26 protein-coding genes and 2 pseudogenes are annotated in these 24,575 nt (G+C 59.4%); 4 read left to right on the forward strand and 24 right to left on the reverse strand.

Features of this window, described 5'->3' with window-relative positions; all coding sequences use genetic code 11:
- Positions 1-240 precede the first annotated feature (240 nt).
- From NKI72_RS30245 to NKI72_RS30255, 3 genes are all read right to left on the reverse strand, one after another.
- Positions 241-561 (reverse strand): sunset domain-containing protein, encoded by a 321-nt coding sequence (locus tag NKI72_RS30245; RefSeq protein ID WP_352468497.1) that lies wholly within the window; start codon positions 559-561, stop codon positions 241-243.
- Positions 562-619: 58 nt separating this feature from the next.
- Positions 620-847, reverse strand: coding sequence for a hypothetical protein (locus tag NKI72_RS30250; RefSeq protein ID WP_352453620.1), 228 nt, complete (start codon positions 845-847; stop codon positions 620-622).
- 135 nt (positions 848-982) lie between these two features.
- On the reverse strand, positions 983-1,234 hold the full coding sequence (locus NKI72_RS30255; RefSeq protein ID WP_023722035.1) for a helix-turn-helix domain-containing protein: 252 nt from the start codon (positions 1,232-1,234) through the stop codon (positions 983-985).
- Between the two features lie 128 nt (positions 1,235-1,362).
- Between NKI72_RS30255 and NKI72_RS30260 the strand changes: the two genes are divergently transcribed.
- Positions 1,363-1,632: a DNA -binding domain-containing protein gene (locus NKI72_RS30260; RefSeq protein ID WP_352453619.1), complete on the forward strand. Its 270-nt coding sequence runs from the start codon at positions 1,363-1,365 to the stop codon at positions 1,630-1,632.
- A 95-nt stretch (positions 1,633-1,727) separates the two neighbouring features.
- Here NKI72_RS30260 and NKI72_RS30265 read toward each other — a convergent pair whose 3' ends face one another.
- From NKI72_RS30265 to ccoN, 10 genes are all read right to left on the reverse strand, one after another.
- Positions 1,728-3,635 carry a putative bifunctional diguanylate cyclase/phosphodiesterase gene (locus tag NKI72_RS30265; protein ID WP_352647526.1) on the reverse strand — a complete coding sequence of 636 codons (1,908 nt, stop codon included), beginning with the start codon at positions 3,633-3,635 and terminating at the stop codon, positions 1,728-1,730.
- Between the two features lie 261 nt (positions 3,636-3,896).
- Positions 3,897-5,078, reverse strand: a complete 1,182-nt coding sequence (ubiM, locus tag NKI72_RS30270; RefSeq protein ID WP_352851663.1) for a 5-demethoxyubiquinol-8 5-hydroxylase UbiM — start codon at positions 5,076-5,078, stop codon at positions 3,897-3,899.
- A 423-nt stretch (positions 5,079-5,501) separates the two neighbouring features.
- The gene (gene ccoS / locus NKI72_RS30275) at positions 5,502-5,654 is read right to left on the reverse strand and encodes a cbb3-type cytochrome oxidase assembly protein CcoS (protein ID WP_023679633.1); all 153 of its coding nucleotides are present in this window, start codon (positions 5,652-5,654) and stop codon (positions 5,502-5,504) included.
- Positions 5,651-7,939, reverse strand: coding sequence for a cation-translocating P-type ATPase (locus NKI72_RS30280; protein ID WP_352851647.1), 2,289 nt, complete (start codon positions 7,937-7,939; stop codon positions 5,651-5,653). Before NKI72_RS30280 ends, ccoS begins: the two co-directional genes overlap by 4 nt.
- Entirely contained in the window at positions 7,936-8,433 is a 498-nt protein-coding gene (locus tag NKI72_RS30285; protein WP_352642228.1) for a FixH family protein, read from the reverse strand. Before NKI72_RS30285 ends, NKI72_RS30280 begins: the two co-directional genes overlap by 4 nt.
- Positions 8,430-9,989, reverse strand: coding sequence for a cytochrome c oxidase accessory protein CcoG (gene ccoG / locus NKI72_RS30290; protein WP_352851649.1), 1,560 nt, complete (start codon positions 9,987-9,989; stop codon positions 8,430-8,432). The genes NKI72_RS30285 and ccoG overlap by 4 nt, the downstream gene beginning before the upstream one ends.
- Positions 9,990-10,121: 132 nt before the next feature.
- A complete protein-coding gene (gene ccoP / locus NKI72_RS30295; protein ID WP_352468492.1) occupies positions 10,122-10,985 on the reverse strand; it encodes a cytochrome-c oxidase, cbb3-type subunit III in 864 nt (287 codons plus the stop codon).
- A gap of 2 nt (positions 10,986-10,987) precedes the next feature.
- Positions 10,988-11,137: a cbb3-type cytochrome c oxidase subunit 3 gene (locus tag NKI72_RS30300; protein ID WP_352457387.1), complete on the reverse strand. Its 150-nt coding sequence runs from the start codon at positions 11,135-11,137 to the stop codon at positions 10,988-10,990.
- Positions 11,138-11,148: 11 nt separating this feature from the next.
- On the reverse strand, positions 11,149-11,880 hold the full coding sequence (gene ccoO / locus NKI72_RS30305; protein ID WP_352474114.1) for a cytochrome-c oxidase, cbb3-type subunit II: 732 nt from the start codon (positions 11,878-11,880) through the stop codon (positions 11,149-11,151).
- On the reverse strand, positions 11,871-13,502 hold the full coding sequence (gene ccoN, locus NKI72_RS30310) for a cytochrome-c oxidase, cbb3-type subunit I (protein ID WP_352851650.1): 1,632 nt from the start codon (positions 13,500-13,502) through the stop codon (positions 11,871-11,873). The genes ccoO and ccoN overlap by 10 nt, the downstream gene beginning before the upstream one ends.
- 963 nt (positions 13,503-14,465) lie before the next feature.
- Here ccoN and NKI72_RS30315 point away from each other — a divergent pair.
- Together NKI72_RS30315 and NKI72_RS30320 are read left to right on the forward strand one after the other, a co-directional pair.
- Entirely contained in the window at positions 14,466-15,356 is an 891-nt protein-coding gene (locus NKI72_RS30315; protein ID WP_352851652.1) for a hypothetical protein, read from the forward strand.
- Between the two features lie 84 nt (positions 15,357-15,440).
- Positions 15,441-15,944 (forward strand): hypothetical protein, encoded by a 504-nt coding sequence (locus NKI72_RS30320; protein ID WP_352851654.1) that lies wholly within the window; start codon positions 15,441-15,443, stop codon positions 15,942-15,944.
- Positions 15,945-16,084: 140 nt separating this feature from the next.
- Here NKI72_RS30320 and NKI72_RS30325 read toward each other — a convergent pair whose 3' ends face one another.
- The 5 genes from NKI72_RS30325 to NKI72_RS30345 all read right to left on the reverse strand — a co-directional run bounded on the left by NKI72_RS30325 (position 16,085) and on the right by NKI72_RS30345 (position 19,497).
- Positions 16,085-16,372 (reverse strand): helix-turn-helix domain-containing protein, encoded by a 288-nt coding sequence (locus tag NKI72_RS30325; RefSeq protein ID WP_352549590.1) that lies wholly within the window; start codon positions 16,370-16,372, stop codon positions 16,085-16,087.
- 84 nt (positions 16,373-16,456) lie between these two features.
- Complete coding sequence (locus tag NKI72_RS30330; RefSeq protein ID WP_352549591.1) at positions 16,457-16,891, reverse strand: hypothetical protein; 435 nt, start codon at positions 16,889-16,891, stop codon at positions 16,457-16,459.
- Positions 16,892-17,192: 301 nt separating this feature from the next.
- Positions 17,193-17,396 (reverse strand): hypothetical protein, encoded by a 204-nt coding sequence (locus NKI72_RS30335; protein ID WP_352549592.1) that lies wholly within the window; start codon positions 17,394-17,396, stop codon positions 17,193-17,195.
- Positions 17,397-17,821: 425 nt separating this feature from the next.
- Positions 17,822-18,106: a hypothetical protein gene (locus NKI72_RS30340; RefSeq protein WP_352851656.1), complete on the reverse strand. Its 285-nt coding sequence runs from the start codon at positions 18,104-18,106 to the stop codon at positions 17,822-17,824.
- 644 nt (positions 18,107-18,750) lie between these two features.
- A complete protein-coding gene (locus NKI72_RS30345) occupies positions 18,751-19,497 on the reverse strand; it encodes a Crp/Fnr family transcriptional regulator (RefSeq protein WP_352549597.1) in 747 nt (248 codons plus the stop codon).
- A 154-nt stretch (positions 19,498-19,651) separates the two neighbouring features.
- On the opposite strand from NKI72_RS30345, the gene hemN reads away from it, so the two are divergent.
- On the forward strand, positions 19,652-21,001 hold the full coding sequence (gene hemN / locus NKI72_RS30350) for an oxygen-independent coproporphyrinogen III oxidase (RefSeq protein ID WP_352549599.1): 1,350 nt from the start codon (positions 19,652-19,654) through the stop codon (positions 20,999-21,001).
- 49 nt (positions 21,002-21,050) lie between these two features.
- On the opposite strand, the gene NKI72_RS30355 is transcribed toward hemN, so the two are convergent.
- The 6 genes and pseudogenes from NKI72_RS30355 to NKI72_RS30380 form a co-directional block, all read right to left on the reverse strand.
- Positions 21,051-21,359: a hypothetical protein gene (locus NKI72_RS30355; protein WP_352851659.1), complete on the reverse strand. Its 309-nt coding sequence runs from the start codon at positions 21,357-21,359 to the stop codon at positions 21,051-21,053.
- Complete coding sequence (locus tag NKI72_RS30360; protein WP_352502746.1) at positions 21,356-21,769, reverse strand: DUF5615 family PIN-like protein; 414 nt, start codon at positions 21,767-21,769, stop codon at positions 21,356-21,358. Before NKI72_RS30360 ends, NKI72_RS30355 begins: the two co-directional genes overlap by 4 nt.
- Positions 21,766-22,416 (reverse strand): DUF433 domain-containing protein, encoded by a 651-nt coding sequence (locus tag NKI72_RS30365; RefSeq protein WP_352549603.1) that lies wholly within the window; start codon positions 22,414-22,416, stop codon positions 21,766-21,768. Before NKI72_RS30365 ends, NKI72_RS30360 begins: the two co-directional genes overlap by 4 nt.
- 401 nt (positions 22,417-22,817) lie before the next feature.
- Positions 22,818-23,498 (reverse strand): annotated as a pseudogene (locus NKI72_RS30370) (sensor histidine kinase); the annotation flags it as partial.
- Positions 23,471-23,563: pseudogene (locus NKI72_RS30375) on the reverse strand (helix-turn-helix domain-containing protein); the annotation flags it as partial. The pseudogenes NKI72_RS30375 and NKI72_RS30370, both read right to left, overlap by 28 nt.
- A gap of 447 nt (positions 23,564-24,010) precedes the next feature.
- A partial coding sequence (locus NKI72_RS30380) for a cation:dicarboxylate symporter family transporter (protein ID WP_352851661.1) occupies positions 24,011-24,575 on the reverse strand: 565 nt, incomplete at its 5' end.

Raw genomic sequence — 24,575 nt, forward strand, 5'->3', positions numbered from 1 at the left:
CTCAGCCCGAAGGGCTGCCCACGCCAAGGGGCGAAGCCGAATGGCCGAGACCGCCTGAGCTTGCCGAAGAAAAGCGGGCTCGGTTCACGAGCACCTGGTGCGCGTCGTCAGGCGCGCGGGCGCCCGCCAGGACGGCAGGCTGGACAGATTTTTCGAACGGATCGCGATAAATACTTCAAATGAATGCTGCACCGAAAACATGTGCGATGCAGCATTTTCGCAAGCATTTACCACGGACGCTCAGACCCGAGACTTCCGCCACCCAGCCTTGCGCGCGGCTTCCTCCGAACAAAACCAGCGCTCGCCTTTCAACAGGTTGATGCGCGTCTCCCAGTAATATTCCTGTCCGGGAACATGATAGATTCGCTCGCCCGTGTTGTAGCTGATATTGGCTTTGATGTTGCAGCCGAGAGCGGCAGGGCCGATTTCGAAGGCAAGAAAGCCAGCCAGGATTGTTCCACCAGCAACGATCTTTGCCCACAACGGAACATCCTTCGAACGATGGCGCTCGCCATACCTGCGACGGTTGTACCGATTGTCTTGATAGCGATGGTTGCCCACGCCCCTTCTCCCCGAAGAGAGAATGCGACGTTTGCAGCCTGGAGTCTATAAGTCTGGTCTAATTCACCGGTCCTGTTCCGAACCATTGAATGAACGGCGCATCCTTACCGGTGATATCCTTCACCGTCTTCAACAGCGCTTCATGGGTGCGTTGGAGAGCCCGGTAATGGTTGCTGGTAGGTGATAGAAGCGGCTGGACGATGCTCTGGTGCAGCCGTTCTGCCTCCGCGAGAAAGCGCTCGATTTCAGCCTGTGAAAGCTGCTTGGAAAGTTTGGTCCTAGCCATTGCGATCTCCGTTGAGGAATCGCCCCACCTAGGATTATCATCCTATATCGGCATGGCTTGGTAAAGACCCACCCGCAGCGGAATGGCAGCTTGCCGAAGAAAAGCACGCTCGGTTCACGGTACCGGCGCGAGCCGTTAGACGCGCAGGCGCCCGTTAGCCCGCAGGCTGGACAGAATCTCGCACGGATCAGCGTCAAGCGCCGCAGTTAAGTCGAGAAACTCGATGACATCGAGACGCCGCTCTCCACCCTCGTACTTGGCCACGAAGGATTGGGGACGATCAAGCTTCTCGGCCACCTGCGCCTGAGTCAGGCCTTTGGCCTTGCGCAGGGAAACCAGCTGGGCCAGAAACCGCTGGTGGCGGGGCGAGCGAAGAGATTTGGGCATGTAGGCGAACCGGTCGGGTAAAGACCGGATCAGCGACTAATCCCGGTTTCGGATTATCCCATTTTGGGATATGCTGCGTTGCATCCAGCGCTCAACAGCCGAGGCTCGCAACAGGCATGAATCGATCAATGGGAACAGATGAGACTCGAAACTCAACTCTGTGCGACGAAGTCCCCTGGTCGGAGAACCTGACGGCCTACGATAGGCAGCATTTCACGATCTACCTGCGGATCCTGGATGCCTGCGCCGACAATGCCAGCGAAGAGGAGATGGCCGATCTCATTCTAGGCATCGACCCGGCCCTTGAACCGGTCCGCGCCCGCAAGGCTCTTCGCAGCCATATCGACCGGGCGAACTGGATGGTCACGACCGGCTACAAGGAACTGTTCGCCGGCTGACGCACAGCACGGATTGTCATGCTCTTCAAACAAGGAAGTTCAGATACCCGTCACTCATGAGCGCACGGCCGCGAGAGACGGCGCGGCGGGAGCGGTCACAACTGGTTCGCGTGCTGTTTGACTGCCATTTCCAATGCTTGGCTCAGAGGCACAGCCTTGGAGAACAGGAAGCCTTGAGCGGTTCGGCAGCCAAGCTTGTGCAGGGTTTGCCGATCCGCCTCTGTTTCGACGCCCTCGGCCATGACCTCGATCCCGAGCATGTTACCGAGATCGATGACCGATTTGACAAGCAGTCGGTCCTCTCGGGACTTGGCCAAGCCGCGAATGAAGCCCTGGTCTATTTTGACCTTGCGTATCCGACTGTCCTTGAGAGATGCCAACGTAGAAAAGCCGGTGCCGAAGTCATCGAGCGCGATGGAAATGCCCGCATGTGAAAGCCGTCCGAGCTTTTCATCCACTCTGTCCGGGTCAACCGGGGATTCTTCGGTAATCTCGATCTCGAACATCGTTGCAGGGAGACCTCTTGCCGCCAGACCATCCAGAACCATGTCGTCGATATCGCCGGCTTCCAGTTCGCGCGGTGAAACATTCATCGCCACACGGAGATCACGACAGTCAGCTTTCACCAAGCCGTCGATAAAAGCACAACAGTCGGCGAATACGGTTTGCGTCAGCAGCTGAAGCATTCCGGTTTCGCGTGCAGCTGTGATGATTTCGGGTGGAGAGATGGCACCATGAGTCGGATGGGACCACCTCAGCAAGGCTTCAAAGCCGACCACGGCCTCGGTGTCGAGTTTCACGATCGGCTGGAACCAAGGTTGCAAGCTTCTCGTCTTTATCGCCGAATGAAGGTCCCGTTCGACGGACTGGCGGCGTTGCAGTTCCCTGTCGAGTTCGGCATCGAACAGGCAAAATTCGTTCCTGCCACGACGCTTGGCCGTATAAAGGGCGATATCCGCCCGCAACAACATTTCGGTCAGGCCCGGGCTTTCCGCCAGGTATATTCCTATTGATGCCCCGACCCGGACGGACGCGACCTCGATATAGGGGCGGGCAATTTTGGCTATGATATTGGAGGCGAGATCACTGGCAGAAAGCGAAACCCTCGTTGAGGGAAAAAACAGCACGAATTCATCGCCGCCGATACGAGCGAGCGTTGAGCCTTCCGGTGCTTCCTCCTCTATGCGGCGGGCGATCCTGACAAGCAGTTCATCACCGGTCCTGTGACCGTAGGTATCGTTGACGGATTTGAACCCGTCCAGGTCAACCAGCATTGCCACGAAGGGGCCATCCGCGGTCTCGAACCGTCCGATAGCGTCTTCGAGGCCACGCCTGTTGAGAAGGGCCGTCAGGTGGTCCTGCCTGGAACTGGCCTTCATCTCCGCCGCAAGCCGCTCGGCCTCATGCCTCAGGCGGCTCGCTTCGCGGAACCGTGCTTGGCCAACAAACGAAGCTCGAACCAAGCCGCCCATGAAGAGCAGAACGGTAAAAGCCAGAATGTAGTCTTCAAAATTGCCTTTCGCCAAAAGGCAACCCACCGTGATGAGGAGCGGAGGTGTGATGAAGTTGGTCGCCGCCGCGGCATACGAACTGCCGTATGTAACCGCACCAGCGGAAATGCCCGCCAGAATGACCAGATGCAGCGGTGCTTGAGGTGTCGTGTATCCAACAGTCAGGACGGCCAGGAAGGACCAGGCAAACCCTGCCAGAAGAGCAAGGATGCCAAACCAGCGAAGCCGCGGCAAAACCCCCACTAAACCGTCATGGCGCCCCGTTTCCTTTAGCTGATAACGCGCGAGTGCAACGCGGGCGGCATTTATCGCATTGACGACCAGGAACCAGATTGCAGCGGCAAAGCCGCTGCCAGAAAGGGCGTGCACCGCCCAAATCAGGCCTGACAGGATAGCGCTTATCGGCATCGACACGAAGAGACCGGTCCTCAGGTCAGCAAGCTGATCCTGACGGATTTTGGCCTCCAGCGTGTCTTCTTTCTTCGGGGCCATGGACGGACCAGCTTGCTCCCATCGTTGTTCGCGAGGACAAGCTACGCAAGCCCGCTGAAGGACGGGTTAACTATCCAGCAGGGATAGCCAGTGCGCTCACCATGGCTTCGGGTCGCAGGTCTGCTCTGAGGATTGCCGGCTGATCATCAAGGTCTCGTCCGCGCGCGTTTCTTGATCCGAATCATGCCAGGATCGGCAACGTCAGAGACAAAAGGAAGCCGGGCCGAGATAGCGTTCCAGAGCGGCAGCGCTGCCAGCGATTCACCGCCTGAGCATGGCCGAAATGCCATGGCGGATAAAGGGAAGATATTGGGCAAAGCGAAGCCCCGCATGTCTTGCAAGCCGTGCCGTCGGGTGCTCGCCTGAGTAGAGAGCGACAAGTACATTCGTAGCATGATAGAGCGGTGCCGCCGACAGACGCAGCCGGCTTTCGTATCTGCCGAGCATGTCAGGATCAGCAATGTCGCGGCGCTCACGACATGCCGCCAGGATTCCATCGGCGAGTTGCTTCTGGCCGCTGAGGCCGATGTTGAAGCCATGCGCGGTCACCGGGTGCATGCCGAGGGCAGCATCGCCGATCAGTGCCGCACTCGGAGCCCAGAACTTGTGCGCACAGGTCGTGACCAGCGGATAGGCATGGCGGGTGCTTGCTAAGGTCATCTCTCCGAGGCGTCCTCGACAACGGTTCGTCAATTCCATCAGGAACAAATCGTCGTCGAGAGCAAGCAGTCTGTCGGCCTCGTTTGAGCGCAACGTGAGAAGCAGCGACGACACGCCTTCCATGAGCGGCAACATCGCTATCGTCTGATAGTGATCGAACCATTCGACCGCGATCTGGTGATGGGCGCGCTCGTGCCTCACCCGGCAAATCAGCATCGAGTTGCCAAGCCGATTGATGGCGGCGCCAATGCCGAGGAGGTCGCGCGTCGCGGACAAACGCGAATCCGCTGCAACGAGCAGCCGAGCGGCCAATTGCCTGCCATCAGAGAGCGTTATGACTGCTTCTTTGTGGCTGGTTGTTGCAGTGACGACCGAGCGGCCGCACAGCAGCTGGGCATGATCCTGGAAGTGGACAAGCTTGAACAGGGCGTCGCGGATCCGACAATTTGGGACCAGAATTCCGAGTGGTTCCCCAGATCCGCTGGGAGAATCGAAGCTCAGGGCGAAAGGGCTCGATCCGTTGAGCACGCGCGCGCCTTGTAGCGGTGATTTGTCCGAAGCCGGGATGGCATCCCAGGCGCCGAGCTCGCGAAGGATTCCAACCGATGCCTGGGTCAGCGCGATCTCGCGACCGTCGAAAGCCGGATTCGCCAGGCTTTCGAGCGACTGCCGTTCAACCACTGCCACCTTGAGTCGGCTCTGGGCAAGCGATGCGGCGAAGGAAAGTCCGACCGGCCCGGCTCCGACGACAATAACGTCGAATCTATCGACAGAGCCGGCCATCAGCGTGCCGCCATAGCGTCGGCTATCTGCGACGAAGGGCACTGGAACGCATCGCAATCGATCCACGGTTTGCGGCTCATCTCCCCAAGCGTCTCCACGCGACCTAACCGTCCGTTAGACATCCGTTCTCCGTTCAAAAATGCTCAATGAAACCATGCCGATGAAGAGATAACCCTGATGTGGATCAACCAGGCTCGATAAACGCGGCAACGGCGGGTTCACGGTCGACTGGTCGATCGCGACGCCATGGTCTGGTCAGGTCATCATGGAATGGCCGGCTTCCCGTTCGGTGCGGCCCTTTCCTGGCCGAAAGTTCGGCAACGTATTCTGGCTGATCCGTTCGCACCCGTCGCGCGCCGAAATCGGCATGACGCGAAGCAACCGCGGAAAATATTCGAGCGAGTCCTCGCAGGGCAGGCTGGGTCAACTGCGTGGCTCGTCGCGATCGATCAGGATCCGCTCGGCGGCGCCATCGAGATCTTCATATTGGCCGCTCCTCAAGGCCCACAGGAACCCGGCCAGCCCAAGCGCTCCGAGGAACAGGGCCACAGGTATGAGGTAGGCGAGCGTCGTCATGAGGATTGTGCCAGTGCGCCAATGTCGGAGCGCCTGTCATGTCGGGCATCTTGCACCGATGCATTTGACACGAAACCTTGCAGGCGTAGCGCATTGCCGATGACCAGGAGGGACGAGGCGGACATCGCGACCGCCGCGATCAGTGGCGTAACGTGCCCCAGAATGGCGACCGGCACGGCGATGCCATTGTAAACGATCGCGATGGCGATGTTCTGCCGGATCAGCCGTCCGGCCTTCCGCGAAATGTCTAAAGCAAGTGGGACCGCCAGAAGACTTTTACGCAGGAACACGAAATCCGCGGCGTTGCGACCGATATCCGCCGCCGTGGCCGGAGCGAGCGAAACGTGTGCGGCACCCAACGCAGGCGTGTCGTTGAGCCCATCGCCGACCATCAGGACCTTGTGGCCGGATCTGGTCAATGCTTCGATGTGTTCGACCTTCCCGGAGGGAAGCAACGCGGGAACGAAGCGCTCGACGCCCAGTGCTTCCGCGACTTCGCCGCAGGCAGCTTCTGTGTCGCCCGACAGCATCTCCACCGACACGCCGGCGCCGTTCAGTTGCTCGATGGCCGCCTTGGCATCGGCACGCAGCTCATCCTCGAAATCGAAAGTCGCGACAATGACCCCGTCCTTCGTCAAAACGGTTCCGCCATAGCCTTGTTTGCTTTCGCCGCCGGTCCGGGCTTTCCACTCACCCCATCCGCGGCGACCCAGCCGCCAGGTACTGCCCTCGGCGATGGCTTCGATGCCGAAGCCCGGATGCTCGCTGACGGACGCGAGTTTCGGCTGGCCGGCAAAGGCTGCATTGCCAGCGATTGCCTTCGAAAAGGGATGGCGGGAATGCGCTGCCATCTCGGCCGCCATAGCGAGCATCGTCGGATCGATGGACGGCGCATTGATCAGCCTGGGCAGTCCGAGCGTAAGCGTGCCGGTTTTGTCGAACAATGCCGTGTCGATCCCCGCCAGGCGCTCCATGGCGGAGCCGTCCCTGACCATGACGCCGCTTTCAAACAGCCGCCGCGCAGCGACCACCTGCACGATCGGCACGGCGAGACCGAGCGCACACGGGCATGTAATGATCAAAACGGCGATCGCGATTGTTATTGCCCGGTGCCAGTCGCCGGTCGCCGCCATCCAGCCGAGGAACGTCACAAAGGCGGTGAGGTGGACCACGGGGGCGTAGAGCGCGGAGACGCGATCGGCGATCCTGCGATGGCGGGCGCGGCCGCCCTCTGCCGCTTCCATCAGTCGAATCATTTCGGCCAGGAAGGAATCCTTCGCGGCGGCCGTCGCCTCGATGGTCAGCGGACCGGTGAGATTGAGTGTACCGGCCTGGACCTGCGCCCCCGGGCCCACCGTTCTGGGCGTGCTTTCCCCGGAAACCAGGGAACAGTCGAGATCCGACGCCCCGCCAATGATCTTGCCGTCGATGGGCACCCTCTCGCCAGCCGCGATCAAGAGCTCCATTCCTGGTTCGATCTCGCCAACCGGCAAGTAGTCGCGCGAACCATCCTCGCGCAGCACCATGGCGCCGCGCGACGCCAGCCGAGCCAGTCCGTTCACGGCCGTCCGCGCCCGTTCCCGCATCACGTGATCCAGCGTGCGGCCGATCAGCAGAAAGAACAGCAACGACACCGACGCGTCGAAATAAGCATGGTCGCCATGGTTGATCGTCTCGTAGAGGCTCATGGCGTAAGCGAGCGATACCCCGACCGCGATCGGCACGTCCATGTTCATGCGGCTGTGGCGCAGCGCATTCCAGGCCGAGCGAAAATAGATGCCGCCGGCGAAAGCGAGCGCAGGAATGGCAATCAAGGCCGAGACCCAATGGAACAGGTCGCGGGTCGCGCCTTGCGCGCCGGACCAGACGGAGACTGATAGCAGCATGATGTTGCCCGCCGCAAAGCCGGCGACCGCGACGGCGCGGATCAGTTCCGAGAGCGTCTTGTTCTTCCCGTCAGCCTCGGGATCGAACAGGTGCGCGCCATAGCCCAGCCGTCCAAGTGTGGCGACGAATGGCGGAACCTCGTCGCCGCGCCACCGGACCGAAACACGTTTCGTCGAAAGATTGACACGAGCGCCTTCGACGCGATCCAGCTTGCCGATCGCCGTCTCGATCGTCTGGATGCAGGCGGCACAATGCACAGCTGGCACCGAGAGGTCGGTCTGGCGAAGATTTTCGCCAATCGAGCGGCTCGCCAGTCTGATTTCCTGGCCAGAAGGCAGGACCAGTGTGACCTTTTCCAGGTCCAATGCCATTTCGGCGCCTGGCGCGCAGCAGCTCATTGCAGCGCCCCGCGGGAAATCACGATCCGGCGAACGTCGCGATAGGGTTCCGCAAGGCTCGCATCGGCGTCGATTTCGACGATCCAGACGCCATCCTTGGGGATGTGGTGCGCGGCGAATATCTGACCGGAGGCAGCTGCAAGAGTGACGGATTTGTCCTCGGCCTCGTAGGCGGGATGACGAAACAGCACCTTGACGCCATGCACGGCAACCGTCTTGCCGCCAGCATCGGTGAGACTGTAGCGGACCTCACCGCCTGCGATGGTCAGTTTGCCAGTCCAGCCGAGGGCTGCCTGAGCTCGCCCTTGCTCGGCCTTTTTGTTGAATTGCTGGCTCGCCACATAGGTGTTTTCGACGACAAGGCCGGTCCAGCTCGTGTTGGCGAGCGTCGCCATCGTCAGATTGACCGCTATGACCACGCCGAAGAAGCCAAGGATGGTGAACAGCATATGCCTGCCGGTGAATTCGCGAGATTGTCGCGAGGTGTCGCTCATCTGGCGATCTCCGGTGCGTTGAATGTGGCCGTGTATTCGTCCGACTCGAACGTTGCCTTGTTTTCGACCCGGAACTTGAAGCTTTGCGCTGCACCCCGAACCTGATCTGCCGGCTGACGCACGAAAACCTTGAGCATCTTCAGCCGGTCGGGTTCGACCGGGATGGCAAAGGAGCGATCCGCCGGCAGGTCGATGCCGACAACGCTCATTTCGGCTCCATGCAGGCCCTGCATCGTGACAATGATCGTTCTTGGTTCGGGGATCATGTTGAGCAGCTTGACGGTGTAGCCGTTGCGGATCGAACCGTCGGACAGCGTCACGAACTGCGGGTTGCGATCGTGCAGGACATTCAATTCGAGCCGTTCGCGGGTCAGCAGCGAATAGAGCAGCGCGAGACCGACCGCCGACCAGGCGCCCATGTAGATGAAGGTGCGCGGGCGAAAGATCTTGCGGATATGGAAACGGGCCACCTTGTCGGAGAACAGGCCGTCAGCGCTCCTGACCAGTGACGGGTTGACTGAACCGGAGCCGCCCGGGGTCGCCAGCATCATATTGGCGTTGTAGTCGGCCAGCGTCGCATAGGAAATCAGTCCGCGCTCCCTGCCGAGCTTGTCCATTATACCGTCACAGGTATCGATGCAGAGCGCGCAGGTGATGCATTCAAGCTGCTGGCCATCACGAATGTCGATCCCCATCGGGCACACCGCGACACAGGCATTGCAGTCGACGCAGTCGCCGACGGGCTGCCCGGCGGCAAGGACCCTCTTGGCGTGACGCGAGCGCGGTTCGCCGCGCCAGTCATTATAGGTGACGGTGAGGGAATTCTCGTCGAGCATGGCCGCCTGGATGCGCGGCCATGGGCACATGTAGGTGCAGACCTGCTCGCGCATCAGCCCGCCGAACGTATAGGTCGTCGCCGTCAGCACGGACACGGTGATGTAGGCGACGGGGGCGGCGGTGCCGGTGAAGAGTTCCCCAAGCAGCGTCGGCGCATCGGCGAAATAGAAAATCCAGGCGCCGCCGGTCAGCACCCCTATGACCAGCCAAATGGCGTGTTTCGATGTTCGCAGCACGAGTTTGCGCGCAGTCCAGGGACCGGCATTGAGCTTGATGCGCGCGTTGCGGTCGCCCTCGATGGCTCGCTCGACGACCAGAAACAGATCGACCCACACGGTCTGCGGGCACGTATAGCCGCACCAGGCCCGGCCGACGGTGGATGTGATCAGGAAAAGGCCGACACCGGCCATGACCAGCAGGCCGGCGACGTAGTAGAATTCCTGCGGCCATATCTCGATGAAGAAGAAGTAGAAGCGGCGGTTGGCAAGATCGACCAGCACGGCCTGGTCAGGGGCAAATGGCCCGCGATCCCACCGCAGCCAGGGGGTCAGGTAGTAGATCCCCAGCGTGATTGCCATCACCGACCACTTGAAGCGGCGGAAACTGCCAGAAGCCCGGTTCGGGAAGATCTTCTTGCGTCCGGCATAGAGCGGCTGACGGGTCTTGGCGGAGTTGACCGCATCGGCTTCGAGCCGTTCTATTTGCGTGTTATCGAGCACGAGAAGCTCCAGTCACCAGCGACGATTTCGCCGGAAGCCCGACCCATCGGTTTCTGGATGATGCCGAGGCCCGGCTCGCGCCGGGCCTCGTCGCTTGGCGGTTGGGGGGAGGACGAGAATAGGCTTGCGTTCCTATTCTCCGCCGCCAAGCGAATGGACATAGACCGCGAGTTCCTTGACCTTGATCTCGCCGAGACGCCCGATCCAGGCCGGCATGACGCCATGCCTCGGGGCGCGGACCTGCGCGGCGATGGCTGTTTCGCCAGACCCGTAAAGCCAGATCGCGTCGGTCAGGTCGGGTGCGCCGAGCTCCCTGTTGCCCTTTGCATTCTCACCATGACAGGCCGCACAATTCTCGGCGAAAACATTGGCGCCGAGTTCGATCAGGCTTGTGTCCTGAACAGGATCGGAGAGGCTTGCGACATAGGCGCCGACCTGCTTGATCTGATCCGTCGTGATGATGTCGCCAAAAGCAGGCATTTCCGACAGGCGCGTATCCGGGTCTGATGCGAAGCGGATGCCGTGCGCAATCGTCTGCTGGATCTGTTCGGCGTTGCCACCCCACAGCCAATCGTCGTCGTTTAGGTTGGGAAAACCCTTGGACCCTTGAGCGCCCGAGCCATGGCACTGCACGCAATTGACCTTGAACGCGGCGCCACCTGCGGCGATGGCGAATTCGCGTAGCGTATTGTCGGCTGTAATCTCGGAGACGGTCTTCGCCTGAATGGCAGCGACAAATTTACCCTTGGCCACTTCGGCCGCCGCCAGTTCATTCTTGACGTCTCTGCGGCTCGAATACCCCAGCACACCCCTGGTCGCGGAAGTCAGCATCGGCCATGCCGGATAGACGACGGTGTAGCCGATCGCCCAGGCAATGGTGATGTAGAAGGTTATGACCCACCAGCGCGGAAGCGGGTTGTTGAGTTCCTTGATGCCGTCCCACTCATGGCCGGTCGTCGAGATGCCCGAAACCTCGTCGATATGCTCGCTGCCCATGATCAGTCGTCCTTGAGAGGAATGTGAGCGGCTCTCTCGGCTTGCCTGCGGCTGCCGGGACGAAATGCAAAGGCAACGCATCCGAGGAAGAAAAGTGCCATGGCAAGCAGGCCCCAGCTGTCGGCAAACTCCCGCATGAAATTGTAGGTCATCGCCATTCTCCTCAGCGGTAACCGGCGGCTTCGTCATAGGTCCTGAAATCGACCAGCGTGCCGAGCATCTGGAGATAGGCGACCAGCGCATCCATTTCGGTGACCTGCTGCGGATCGCCGTCGAAGTCCCCAAGCTTGGCCTTCGGATAGCGTCTCTCCAGGCCCGATGTATCGGCATTCGCATCGGCCTGCGCCATGAGATCGGCATTGGCATGAGCGATCATGTCGTCTGAATAGGGCACACCGACACGGCTGTTGGCGATCAGATGCGTCGAGAAATCCTTCACCTCGATTGGCATGTCCTTCAGGAACGCGTAGCTCGGCATGATCGATTCCGGCACCACCGAACGCGGCTCGGTGAGATGCTGGACGTGCCATCCGTTCGAGTAGCGGTCGCCGACCCGGGCGAGATCCGGCCCGGTGCGCTTCGAGCCCCACTGGAACGGGTGGTCGTACATCGACTCGGCCGCCAGGCTATAGTGGCCGTAGCGCTCGACCTCGTCGCGGAACGGCCTTATCATCTGGCTGTGGCAGAGGTAACAGCCCTCACGCACATAGATGTTGCGCCCGGCGAGCTCGAGCGGCGAATAGGGCCGCATGCCTTCGACCTTCTCGATGGTGTTGTCGAGATAGAAGAGCGGCGCGATCTCGACGATACCGCCGATTGTTACGACCAGCAGGGACCCGAGGAGAAGAAGTGTGGCGTTCTTCTCGATGACCGCGTGTCTGTCCATCAGGCCCATTTTCTGGCTCCTGATCGCACAGGCTGGAGGGCGGGGATGGAGCGCGGCATCGGATCCTCCTCGCGCTGGTAGCCGAGGATGGTCATGGCGATGTTCCAGGCCATGATGAGGGCGCCCGACAGATACATCGCGCCGCCGATGGCACGCATGATGTAGTAGGGATGCATGGCGGCGACGGTTTCGGCGAAGGAGTAGACCAGGAAGCCCTGCTCGTTGTATTCGCGCCACATCAGGCCCTGCATGATGCCGGACACCCACATCACCGCGGCGTAAACGACGATGCCGAGCGTCGCCAGCCAGAAGTGCCAGTTGACGAGCCGCAGCGAATAAAGCCGGTCGCGGTTCCATAACTTCGGGACCATGAAATAGATCGCGCCGAACGAGATCATGCCAACCCATCCGAGCGCGCCCGAATGGACGTGACCGATGGTCCAGTCGGTGTAGTGCGAGAGCGAGTTGACGGCCTTGATTGACATCATCGGGCCTTCGAAGGTCGACATGCCGTAGAAGGCGATGGCCATCACCATCATACGGATGATCGGGTCGGTGCGCAGCTTGTCCCAGGCGCCCGAGAGCGTCATCAGGCCGTTGATCATGCCGCCCCATGACGGCATCCACAGCATGATCGAGAACACCATGCCGAGTGTCTGCGCCCAGTCGGGCAGCGCGGTGTAGTGCAGGTGATGGGGGCCGGCCCAGATGTATAGAAAGATGATCGCCCAAAAATGGACGATCGACAGCCGGTAGGAATAGACCGGCCGGTTCGCCTGCTTGGGCACGAAGTAATACATCATGCCGAGGAAGCCGGCGGTGAGGAAAAAGCCGACGGCGTTGTGGCCGTACCACCATTGCGTCAGGGCGTCCTGGACGCCGGAAAAGGCGGAGTAGCTCTTGGAACCCAGGAATGAGGCCGGCATCGACAGGTTGTTGACCACATGCAGCATCGCGATGGTGACGATGAAGGACAGGTAAAACCAGTTGGCGACGTAGATGTGCGGCTCCTTGCGCTTCAGGATCGTGCCGAGGAACAGGATGAGATAGGCGACCCAGACGATGGTCAGCCAGATATCCACATACCATTCGGGTTCGGCGTATTCGCGGCTCTCGGTGATGCCGAGCAGGTAGCCGGTCGCGGCCATGACGATGAAGAGCTGGTAGCCCCAAAACACGAACCAACCGAGATCGCCGCCGAACAGCCGCGCGCGGCAGGTGCGCTGGACGACATACAGGGACGTGCAGAGCAGCGCATTGCCGCCAAAGGCGAAGACGACGCCCGACGTATGCAATGGCCGTAAACGGCCGAAGTTAAACCAGGGCTGAATGTTGAGATCGGGGTAGGCAAGTTGCAGCGCAATGACGACGCCGACCAGCATGCCGACGACACCCCAGAACATGGTGGCGATGGCGCCATAGCGGACTGGCCCATCCATGTAAGCGGCGGGGTCGATCGGAACTGTCGGCTTGAACTCCGTGTTGCGCAACAGAATCGCAGTGAAGCCAGCCACGGCGAAGAACAAAACCCACATATGCTGGCGAAAAGGTTCATCTACGCCGAAGCCGGCAGCCACCAGGGCCGCAAACGCAAACAGGCTTAGAAGGACGATCTCTGTGCCGAATTTCATCGCAAGCCCCGATTTCCAATTCCGGCGGGCGCCAAACCGCAGTGCCTTATTGCGCAGCCGTGGCCTGCTCGCCCTGATCCATGTCAGAGCCGCACGATTTTGCTTCGAGCAGCATCGAGTTCGGTGCGATCAGACTGTGGCGATCGAATGTGGAAGCGCAGCACCGGCCGCCACGCTTATGGACAGGCCCGGCGTCCCCGGTCTGGCCGGGTATGGAGGCGATCGCGGGCGTGTGGGAAGCGCGCCTTCTGTGACGCTGGAAAGTAGGCCGATGCCTTGCCGAACGTCGATCGTTTCAATGCCTTGGGACAGCCAGCGCCAGCCTTCGTGACATTCGTAATTCGGGGAGCCAGCAATTTCAAGCACTTAGCCGATCCAAAAAATCGCACGGCTGATCTACAGCATATCTACAGAATCTGGTTTCGCTATGGCCTGATCTGATGATTGCCGAGATCGTCGTGACAGGGGGGCTTCGCACGATTTCAGTATCGCAACGCGCTTTCACGGCGGTAACAGGGGTTCGATTCCCTTGGGCGTACCAGATAGATCAAGCACTTAGCTGCTTCCCGCCCAAACTCGTCTAATATGCGTCTAAAATGAGCCCTGTGGACGGTGCTGAACTCCTCTGGAAATAGATGGAATAAGCCGCGCCAGTAGTTGCCGACGTGGTCCCATTGTCCCCGTCGGGTCGTCGGATTCGTCTCCCGTACAATTATTGCAAGCCGCCAATACGGCCCATGCTGGCCTCGCGCAGATTACACATTTGTGATCATCTTGCGGCCGACAACGAATCAGGGGGGCTTAAGATGAGTGCCAAAAGATGCAAAATTCACTATAGGAAGCTTCGGCGCGATAATTCGCAGTTTCCAGCCGAGACTTTAAGCGCGAAGATCCGGCAGGCGCTCAATTACCAAGAAAGGCAACGCCCGGATTGCCGAGAGTGTCAAACACCGCATCGCGGATGTGCCCAAAGCGGACGGTTATCAGCGCTTCCTGAACGATTTTCACGAAACGGATGAATATGTCTTCGGTGACATTTGCCTGTTCTCTCCGGGCCAAATGCAAGCCCTACTTCAGCTGTCGGCCGACCCCACTCATCCTACGCTCGACGAGGTCATGAAGGCCTGGGCCATCGCCGAATCAAAAGCGCCGGCCGGGCACGAATATCTCCACGGCATCGCGTATTGGCTGGCGATTGGGGACCATTTCTATCAAATCCAGCACGTCACGTTGCAAGCCAAGTCCATGGAGGAATACCTGACCTGGCTGCTGCGCGATCAGGCGGGCGTCATATCAGCGGCCCAGCAGGTGGAGTTGCAGGCCGAATTCGACCGCGATCAGGTCGGTGGCGACCTCGGCGACGTGAAGTCGGTGGAAATTGGCGGCCTTGTGCCCGAGACGGTGCGTCCCGCTCTGCCGGCTGTCGCGACACCGCAGGTCATCGAAATCGAAACCCACGAGAGCCTTGGCGAGAAAATTGCGGCCGGTTGGGGGAAGGCCAGGAAGATTATCGAGGATCTTCTGGGTCCGGTGGAGGCGGAAAAGTTGATCGAGTCCATGCCCCCGGATGCTGCGTTGGAAGTTACGGTCAACATCGGATATCGTGCGACCAAGAGGAAATTCGGTAAGGAGTTTATGGGCAATCTGGCAGCAGGTTTGCGAAACGCGCCGGACGGCGAGTTGCGGGTTCGCGGGCGCGATGGCGAGATCAAAGGTGATGACGCGCGTCTCTCTGCTGACATGACGGTGCGAAAGATGTCTGATACCAGCGGTCTCCTTGATCTTGAACACGCCCTTTCACAGATGCTCGAAGTCCATCGGCGTTTTTTGCATGATGGAAAGATTGTCGGTTAGCCCCATATTTAGGGAATGAACATACGTTGGAGCCATATCGTCCTTCCCCTTGCCGGCGCAATAGCTGCGGCGGAGCTTGGATCTGTGGCTTTTTGGGAGGCGGCTAAACCTTCGCTTCTGACTGCGTTGTCGGTGATCGCGGCAGGCGTTCTTGTTCGGTTGGCTCGGGGCCTGCCGTTCAGCAATCCTGATCAGTTTGAGCTTGGCGAAGTCCGACTTATTGCGGCGGCGATCAAGCAATCGATCCGCGCTCTTCGCGCACTGATCGGCGTTGTGTTTTTGGCCATGGGTTCGCTGGTTTTCGCGAAAGCAATAGCCGCGGCTTTGACGTCGGCCGCTTTCATTCCTCCGGAAACCCTACCCTACGTGGAGGCGGGAATGTCCGCCGTCGTGGGCTTCCTGCTCACCTACGTCTTTGTTCGCATTTTTTCTGTGATCAAAGGGGACGTTAGCTTGGTTGATCTTCAATCGGAGCTGTTGGTCAAATCGGTCGAACGAAAGCAGGCGGAGCGCTTTGATAAGTCGCTAACGCAATCCGATACGCCACCGATAAAAAATCCGGAAGGCTACGGGAAGATCATTCAATAGCATTCGGCTGCTGGCTCGACCTTTGGCGAAGAGGACCATTTCGCACTCAAGCCGTTCTCCAGACTTCGACGATGGTGTAGATGGTTCGGACTCGCCGACGCCGCCATGGGGATCATGGGCCAGGGTAGATAGCCGGCCTTTCACCGGCCAAGGTCATCGCCGCGCGTCTTGGTGCGCTCTTTTGAAGTCACAAATATTTCGATGGTCTCCGCGCGGTAGAGGATCCGGCCCTGCTTTTTGCCGTAGTCGGGGCCGGTTCCGAGGACCCGCCAACGGGCGAGCGTGGCTTTGCTGACGCGAAGAACGCCGGCCACGTCATCGGCCGTTAGAAGCACCTCCCCGGTGGCGGCAAAGGCCACCGCGCCAAATTCGTTCGCTCGTTCGGCTGCGTGAGACAACGCTTCTGCCTTCTCGGCGACGCTCGGCAATCCCTATCGCCCGGCGCGCTCCAGTCACAGCGATGCGGAGGTCGCGGATAGGATCAACACCGAGCATTTGTGCGCGCCTTCCGCTCAGGCCGCCGATTCGAGGAGAAGGCCGCAGTCCCAGGTAGAGACGCAATCAAGCTCGCTATCGGCGGGGACCCCGGACAGAATGCAGCCGTAACGGTCATAGGCGCCGACTCCGTCCACGAAGAACCATGCGGAGCGGCCTTCGGCGTCGGTGTGATCGCCGTCCTCTTCGTCACGGAATGGGCGGAGCGGCCCGACACAAACACCGCCTCGGGTGCGATAGGTTCCGCCGGTCATGACGTCGACCGGTTCGCCAACTTCTTGGTCTTGACCAGCTTTCGCGAGCCTCGCTGCGACCAAGATCAACTTGCTGAATTCGGGCAGTTCTGTAGTTTGGGTGATAGCCATATCGAAGCGTCCTCTTCGGTTGTGGTTAGAGCCGCGAGTGATGGAAACACTCGCCGGTTCACTCAAGTTCAGATCAAAGGAGCGCATTGTCAAGCATCCTGTATCAACTATTCTGTTTATTATTTTCAACGCTGCCAGACGGTAGCATCTCTACTGTTTGCATACTGCAAACGTCTTCCCGATATGCCGGGTAAGTGTTTGCAAAAGGCAAACGGCTGGCAAGCTAATGAGGCTTGCAGGTCAGGGCTTCCGTATGAAGCGCAACTTACGGAAGAGAGGCTCACCCGTCACGGAGGGAGCGGCGCAGGCACTAGTTTGAAGGCGGCTCAGCCTGTTCTTGAGCAAGCTGTCGGCAAGCCATTCGCGGTGGCTTCGATTTAAGGCTGCTCTACTTCGAGCGGTTGTAAGGCGACTGGTTCGTGGGGCTGAGCGAAATACCTTCGTCGCTGGCCTTGGCATAGATCGCATCTTCAGTACGCTGAAGCTTGAGGCCGATCACCCGAGTGGGAGTGTTCCCCTTTGCCAGTTCCTTCAGCGTCTTCACCTGGTCGGGTGTCCACGCCTTTCCGTGGTTCTTGGGCTGCTTTGCCATTCGATATCTCCCTTCACCTAACGCTTTTTCGTGACCCCGATGGGGTCATGCAGATGCTTCTCTGTGTGGCCGCAATTGTCGCATTTCAGGGTTCGTTCCTGGACGCCCGCGAAGCCGAAATACGGGTGCTCATGAGAGGCAACAATCTTCATTCGCCCGGCATTGCAGATGGGACAGGCCCCGCCAGAACTTAGTGCAGCTATTTTGGCTTCCAGTTCCTTGATCTTCCGATCGCGGTCGTGGATGGTTTCCCTTGCGTCCGACAGGGCGGATCTTCACGCCCGCGAGCGTACCGTAAAGGTCGGCCATTTGCGATTTGGGCGCCGCAGCGTCGAACCCCTTGTCGACCTCCGAAGGTCTTTGACGATGCCTGTAGCCTGAGCCAGCAATGTCAGGCCGGTTGCTATGTCCATGATGCCCTCACTTTAGAGGCGAGCGTTGATCCAATCCCACAAGTTCTGACCGAGCCAACCTTGGTGCTGCCCGTGTACCAGTTTCGTGACGATCACACGATCATTTGTATCCATACGCGTTCGAATGTCAGCATCCAGTGCGTCAGCCGATAATGTCGAGCTGATGAACCACACCGAATCCAGCCCAGAGTCTTTAATGTGCTCGTAACGGGCTAGATGGTCGATAAGGTTTTGGCGCGCCTGGTTGTAGTTCGGCTTCTGCTTATTCAGGTCCCAAGTGACTAAATAGACGGACACGACTTCCTCCCTGCCGTTATGGGCATGATGGAAGGAGTCGGCCGGGTTGTCGAATCGTCTCTGAGCTAGTCTTACTGTTCCAGGCCTTCAAGCATCGACCAGTCAGGGCCTTTGACCCTACGATAGCGGCCGTAGCCCACGTTCACGAGCAGCCCTTCCTCGCACATGGAGGCGAGAGAGCAGCGAGGGATCCCGATGTCGGTCAGGTCTTTTGCCCGGATTTCGCCCTTCGTAAGAGCAAGCGAGACGGCGCGTTCCCTCAACGTCGGCTTCGGCCCACCCGCAAGTCGGATCCGCTCAGCGCGATCGCGATCACGCTCCGCATCCTCAACGAGGGCTCTAGCGTAGCCTTGAGGGAAATGGGCAACACAAAGTTCGCAGTTTCGTTCAGCCCGGGGCGACGATCATTTTCCCGCATGAGGCGCACTGACCTCGGCCGAGTCCAATGCTGACTCCATTAGCCGGTTGCGTGTCGAGCACCTCGGGCATCAATGCTTCGACGACACGGTGGCCGAAACGCTCCTGGCTCATGCGATCCGATGGAGAGCGGATGCTGTCGCTACGCGGCTTCTTCTAAGCCCAACGCGAGCATGCCTTGCTCCGAACCTAAGTAAGCGACGCAGGCCCCGCCGCTTCGGTCTCATTCAAAGGGCGGTTGCGCCTCGGCCGCCGCAGCGCCGTTCCAGCCGGCTCATGCTGTCCACGGTGACACGGCGGTTGTTCTCGATCCGAATCACGCCGTCCATTCTCAGGCTGGTCAGCTGACGGCTCACGGTCTCGTTTGTAATTCCAAGGAAATCAGAGATGTCGGCACGCGTCATCGGCAGCTCGAAGCACGCCGACCTGGCCGCCGGGTTAACACTGGAATCGATGTTCCGGGCGATCATGAGGAGAAAGCTCGCCACCTTCTCCGGTGCGGTCTTGCGCCCCAGAGTAACCATCCATTCGCGTGCCTCGTCGAGTTCGTTCAGCGTCTGCTTGAGCAGGCGATGCACAAATTCCGGTGATTCCTTCATCATCCGTTCGATGGCCGCTCTCGGAAACGAGCATAGCGAGACAACTGTTGCCGCTTGCGCATTGATCGCGCTTTTCACCTTGAAGGGCCGTCCCAGAAAATCCGGCGCGAACTGGAGGCCGACGATCTGCTGGCGGCCGTCCGAAAGGCTCTTCGTCAGCTTCACCACGCCTGAAAGCACGTTTGAATAGCTGTCGACCGCCTCGGCGTCGCCGATCAGTTCGACCCCCGGCTCGATTTTGTGCCGCGACGAAGTCTTGGCTAGCCGAGCCAAATGGTCTGGTTCGAGCGCACCACAGACACCGCGGTGCCGTGCCTCGCAAGACAGGCAAAGAACGGGAATGCCGGAACTGTGAATATCCTGCCGTAATGTCATTCGATCGGTCTACCGGTCCAGTGCAGGCAGGATAGCAATCGACGGTAGAAAAATCCTTGCGGCAGTTTGTCCGTGCTGAAGGTTGATCGAAATCAGGGCTTAGGCTCATCCAAGCATCCACAGTTCCGGCGACGCAAACACGGTGGACCACGACATGCGACCGGAGCTAGCTGCCAGACTTGGCGAGAATGTCCCGCGCTATACCAGTTATCCGACCGCGCCGCATTTCCATACGGGGGTCGATGCTGTCGTCTACCGAGGCTGGTTGGAGGCGCTCGAAGGCGGTGACGAGATATCGCTTTACCTGCATATTCCCTATTGCGACAGGCTCTGCTGGTTCTGCGCGTGCCATACCAGACAGACGCGCCACTATGAGCCGGTAGCCGCTTATCTGCGCTCGCTGTATGCGGAGATCGCGACGGTTGGCGGCCTTGTCAGCGGCAAGGGCCGAGTTCGCGCAGTTCATTTCGGGGGCGGTTCGCCGACGATGCTGAGGCCCGAGGACATGCTGACACTGGGCACGGTGCTGCGGGACAGCTTCGTTTTTCTCGGCGATGCGAAGGTCAGCGTCGAGATCGATCCGAACAATACGGACGAAGCCCGCCTTGATGCGCTTGCCGAAATCGGCATGACGCGGGCGAGCCTCGGGGTGCAGGATTTCGATCCGAAAGTACAAAAGGCGATCAACCGCGAGCAAAGCTTTTTGCAGACCAAGGCAGTCATCGACCAAGTTCGTTCCCGCGGAGTGGATTCCGTGAACCTTGATCTGCTCTACGGCCTGCCGCATCAAACCAGGGAGACTCTGTGTTCCACCGTGGCGCAGGCGCTCACGCTGGAACCGGACAGGATGGCGCTGTTCGGCTACGCTCACGTGCCCTGGTTCAAGAAACATCAGACGATGATCGACGAGGCATGGCTCCCCGGTCCCACGGAGCGGTTCGCTCAATCGCGACTTGCCGCGCGAGCGATTGTGGACGAGGGCTATGAATCAATCGGGCTCGACCATTTCGCAAAGCCGGGCGACGCGTTGGCGGTAGCGGCCCGCGCGGGCGCTTTGCACCGCAATTTTCAGGGCTACACAGACGATCGCTGCGAGACATTGATCGGACTTGGCCCTTCGTCGATCAGCCGTTTTCGCCAGGGCTACGTGCAGAACATGCCTTCGACCGGCGAATACGGCCGTGTGGTTGCAGACGGCAGGTTGGCGGCTGTGCGCGGCATCGTGCTCTCCGACGACGATCGCGTCCGGGGATGGATCATTGAACGGCTGATGTGCGATTTCGCCTTCTCGGCTGTCGATCTGGTGGAGAGCTTCGGGCAAGCCGGCCAAAGGCTCCTGCTTCAGGCAAGCTCCATCGCCCTTAAGGATCCTGCTCAACTGCTTGAACTGCAAGGCGACAGTTTCGTCGTACCGGCGGCAAATCGCCCCTTCGTGAGGAGCATTGCGGTGAAGTTCGATAAATATTTTGAAAGTGCAAAGGCCAGGCACTCAGCGGCAGTCTGAGCACCGCACAGGAACGGTCATGGTTTCAATCGATCGTGAACCGATTGCGCTACATTTTTGTCTCTTCATAGGCGACCGTCGCGTCGAGATAGGATTTCTGATCGGACCAGATGCGAAGACCTTTGGCATAGCGACGATGTCGTCCAGTCGTGCCTTCCATTTGTTGCGACCAGAGGGGCTGCTTGCCACCTTTCTGCGGCGTGCCCAAGTGACGTTTGTTTTTATCGTCTGTTCGCGACAGTCTCACTCTGCCGCGGCCAGTCTCGCCAGGTGCCTGTTCGCGCTTCGCGACGACGGCAGGATCATTGATGAAATCGGTCCTGCGCCCCGGGCTTGCTGCCTCGTTGGCTTCGATCATTCCTTCGGTAGCGCATAACGGACAACGCGCAACGTTTCCTCGTCTTCGAGGATCACTTCAAGAACCTGGTTCACAAGATCATCGTCGTCCAGCTCGATCAGCGCCATTTCGAAAAGTTCGATCTGCATGTCGAGATCCATGCCTGGCGGGCCGTTTAGGCAAACAAGCCCTGCGTGGATGGCAACATCTGCATACTGTCCCTTGGTGCCCGGATTATCCTTTGGCCCCCTAAAATCCACCGAGTTCTTCGTTACGAAGGTCCAGTCGCCTTCAAGAATGATCGGCTTGAGCTCCCAGTCCTTGAGCCCGGCGAGCCCCAGCCAGACAACGTGGCTGGTCTCGCAATGACCCTTCCCATGCGCAATTTTTGCAAGCTCGGGGGTGAGACATTCATCGATCAGGAACTTCATCCCGCCTTCCTAAGACGCGGAACACGGCGATCGGAAGTGATGACGGAGCCTTTTGGAAGGTCTCCAGTACGAGGACGCCCTCGCAGGGGGTTCGCCTCTGCATAAATCGCCGCGAGCCGTACCTTCTCCGTGTCAAGGCTCGGGTAGGCCCCAAGAATGCGCTCAACCGAATGACCGACAGTGACTGATGCCGCGACATCATACACTGGGACGCGAGTGTTACGGATAACGGGCGTGCCGCTGAGCACGTCATCCGACGACGTGACCATCTCGCGAGCCGCCTCGAGATCGGACAGACGTTCACTCGTGCTCTTCAGGAACGGCATCAGATCGATCGTTAGAAAGTCGTCTCGCACGGTCCAGTCCTCGCGCAGCAGTGCCGCCCAAGCGAGCGAGCGCGAGCGTGTTAGCTTGGGCTCAACCGTCCTGATCGCAAACAGTCGTTCTTCCGAGGTTAGACGCTTTGCGGTCTCGAAGTAGAAGCTGATGAAGGAGCAGGCTCCAGCCAGGACGTGCCGGCCGTTGTCAACCGATACGAAGGCATCGGGCAGGATGCGTTCATCGATTGCGCGATTGACATCTCGCAGGCTTACACGCGAGACCACGGCGGCCTCGGTTGCCTTCAGCATTTCGGCTACAGCTGCCATGGTCGCTCCTAAATAAATCTTCCGACGCATCGGAGATATATAATGAGAGCGTGCCTTTTTCAATGCCTGATGGCGATTTTGACCTTCACAACTTGGCCGAGCTTCTGAGCTGGCTTTCTTTTTTTGGCGTCCAGCCGCCCCCAAAGTCAGTGCAACACGGGCTTGAATTCCCCGGTTCTCGAGGCGGCCAGGTCGGCATCATCCCCTTAGCAGCCGTACATCCAGTTCAATCGGCCGGAACTAACGGCTGGCATTGCCCCAGATATCCGCCGACCGAAGCCGATCCCTTTCAGGCAGCGAACGGACTCCCCTCCATGGCAAGAGCTGACTCGGGAGACCTGGGGCAAGCTCCTGGCAACCTACTGAGCGAAAAATAACGTCCCGCCTCCATAAGCACGCAGCTAACAGGCGGCGGCTGCTGTGGCCCGCCTGAACAGGATAGTTACTCTCGTGCCCTCATTCGGGCTGGAGTTCACGTCGAATTGCGCGTTGGCGTTTTCGATCAGCGAGCGCGCAATCAACGCGCCGAGCTTACTGGGCTTGGGCCATGTCTCGCCTTCTGGCAGGCCGATACCGTCATCGGCGACGACCACCCGGCAGCCTTCACCCTCAACGATGCTGTGCAGGGTGATCGTGCCTCCCTCGCGTCCTTGAAAAGCATGCTTTAGTGCATTGGTCAGCAGTTCGTTCACTACCAGTCCGGCGGGCATGGCGACATTCATCGAAACTGGGTAGGTGTCCACGCTCATGTCGAGCCGGATGCCCTCTGTAGTATGCGCGGTCATGACTCCCGATGCGATTTGACTGAGATAGACGCCGAGATCAACCTCGTCCTTTGGTTCGTCACCGGAAAGTTCTTGGTAGAGCATCGCCAAGGCATCGACACGTCCTGCTAGGCGCTCGAAACGCTTTTGGTCCGGCTCTACCGCATTGCGAGTTTCGATTCGGATCAGGGCGGTGATCATCTGCAAATTGTTCTTGACCCGGTGCTGGAGTTCGCGCAACTGAACGTCTTTTTCGCGGATGCGCTCATCGGTCTTGCGGCTGTCAGTCTGGTTGTAATCGACACTCCCGACAACTCGGCCAGTCTGACCTGGTCGATTCCGAGCAGCGCCCGCGCCGCGCGCATCTGTGCGGAAGTGATCAAGGCAGCATCCCTCGTCTGGCCACATAAAGCGGCACTAAACGTTATAGTCACGTCTCCTTCATGGGTGCGTCTCAAGAAGTAGCGATCTTCTGACTCGCCCTCCCCAATGGGGAGTGAACGTATCCGATGATCAAATTTTGTCCGATAGCGCGACCTGAAGTCTCCATCTCTTTCATAAGCACACGCAATTCGGCTGGAGGAGCGAGACAGAAGGTTCGAAAACCTTCCAAGAACCCCAGCAGTTCCGGAGTACGCGAATTGCGGAGCTCTATTGCTGCCGATGTCAGCGGACGGTTCCTTTACGGCGGCTTCGTGCCCTGCCCGCAATGCCTGAGCGGCGTTCGCGCGAGCAGGCCAGCCGCAACCGCCCTTCGAAACGCCGCCGACTTGATCCTCCGCCACCAAAGCGCCGAGGGTCCGCTCGCGAGGGCCTTTGCCGATCGAACTTCATCCGGGTCGCCCACCGCGCGCGACGACGAGCGTTGCCATTGCGTTGCTGAGCAGATTCGTGAACGCACGGCATTCGAACATGAAGTGGTCGACGCCAAGGATCAGCGTCATGCCGACGAAAGGGGCGGTCGGGACGACAAAGAGCGTTGCAGCCAAGGTGACGAATCCAGTACTGGTAATGCGATCTGCTCCTTTCGAAGGGAGCATGGCGAAAAAAAGCAGCAGCACCTGATCGCCGATTGACAGATCCGTGTTCGTCGCGTGCGCGATGAAGAGGGCAGCCAGCGTCATGTAGATATTCGTGCCGTCCAGATTGAACGAATATCTGGCCGGGATGACGAGACCCACAACCGAACGCCTGGCGCCCGCCTTCTCCATCTTCTCCATGAGCGAGGGGAGCGCGGCCTCCGAGGAGGACGTTGCGAGGACAAGCAGCAGCTCTTCCTTGATATAGCGAATGAGAGAAAAGATCGAAAAGCCGTTGTAGCGGCAGACCGCGCCGAGAACCCCGAACACGAAGAGGAAGGCGGTGAAATAGAACGTCGCGACCAGCATCGCGAGG

The organism is Mesorhizobium sp. M0437, assembly GCF_040321335.1.
Classification (GTDB): domain Bacteria; phylum Pseudomonadota; class Alphaproteobacteria; order Rhizobiales; family Rhizobiaceae; genus Mesorhizobium.

Excerpts from the sequence above, each read along its gene's own strand:
- NKI72_RS30345 (WP_352549597.1), bottom strand. The coding sequence starts at position 19,497 with ATGACATTACGGCAGGATATTCACAGTTCCGGCATTCCCGTTCTTTGC.
- NKI72_RS30260 (WP_352453619.1), top strand. The coding sequence starts at position 1,363 with ATGGGAACAGATGAGACTCGAAACTCAACTCTGTGCGACGAAGTCCCC.
- hemN (WP_352549599.1), top strand. The coding sequence starts at position 19,652 with ATGCGACCGGAGCTAGCTGCCAGACTTGGCGAGAATGTCCCGCGCTAT.
- NKI72_RS30255 (WP_023722035.1), bottom strand. The coding sequence starts at position 1,234 with ATGCCCAAATCTCTTCGCTCGCCCCGCCACCAGCGGTTTCTGGCCCAG.
- ccoO (WP_352474114.1), bottom strand. The coding sequence starts at position 11,880 with ATGGGCCTGATGGACAGACACGCGGTCATCGAGAAGAACGCCACACTT.
- ccoS (WP_023679633.1), bottom strand. The coding sequence starts at position 5,654 with ATGACGACGCTCGCCTACCTCATACCTGTGGCCCTGTTCCTCGGAGCG.
- NKI72_RS30355 (WP_352851659.1), bottom strand. The coding sequence starts at position 21,359 with ATGATCGAAGCCAACGAGGCAGCAAGCCCGGGGCGCAGGACCGATTTC.
- NKI72_RS30360 (WP_352502746.1), bottom strand. The coding sequence starts at position 21,769 with ATGAAGTTCCTGATCGATGAATGTCTCACCCCCGAGCTTGCAAAAATT.
- ccoN (WP_352851650.1), bottom strand. The coding sequence starts at position 13,502 with ATGAAATTCGGCACAGAGATCGTCCTTCTAAGCCTGTTTGCGTTTGCG.
- NKI72_RS30285 (WP_352642228.1), bottom strand. The coding sequence starts at position 8,433 with ATGAGCGACACCTCGCGACAATCTCGCGAATTCACCGGCAGGCATATG.
- NKI72_RS30330 (WP_352549591.1), bottom strand. The coding sequence starts at position 16,891 with ATGCGCTCCTTTGATCTGAACTTGAGTGAACCGGCGAGTGTTTCCATC.
- NKI72_RS30335 (WP_352549592.1), bottom strand. The coding sequence starts at position 17,396 with ATGGCAAAGCAGCCCAAGAACCACGGAAAGGCGTGGACACCCGACCAG.
- NKI72_RS30365 (WP_352549603.1), bottom strand. The coding sequence starts at position 22,416 with ATGGCAGCTGTAGCCGAAATGCTGAAGGCAACCGAGGCCGCCGTGGTC.
- ubiM (WP_352851663.1), bottom strand. The coding sequence starts at position 5,078 with ATGGCCGGCTCTGTCGATAGATTCGACGTTATTGTCGTCGGAGCCGGG.
- NKI72_RS30265 (WP_352647526.1), bottom strand. The coding sequence starts at position 3,635 with ATGGCCCCGAAGAAAGAAGACACGCTGGAGGCCAAAATCCGTCAGGAT.
- NKI72_RS30250 (WP_352453620.1), bottom strand. The coding sequence starts at position 847 with ATGGCTAGGACCAAACTTTCCAAGCAGCTTTCACAGGCTGAAATCGAG.
- ccoP (WP_352468492.1), bottom strand. The coding sequence starts at position 10,985 with ATGGGCAGCGAGCATATCGACGAGGTTTCGGGCATCTCGACGACCGGC.
- NKI72_RS30280 (WP_352851647.1), bottom strand. The coding sequence starts at position 7,939 with ATGAGCTGCTGCGCGCCAGGCGCCGAAATGGCATTGGACCTGGAAAAG.
- NKI72_RS30300 (WP_352457387.1), bottom strand. The coding sequence starts at position 11,137 with ATGACCTACAATTTCATGCGGGAGTTTGCCGACAGCTGGGGCCTGCTT.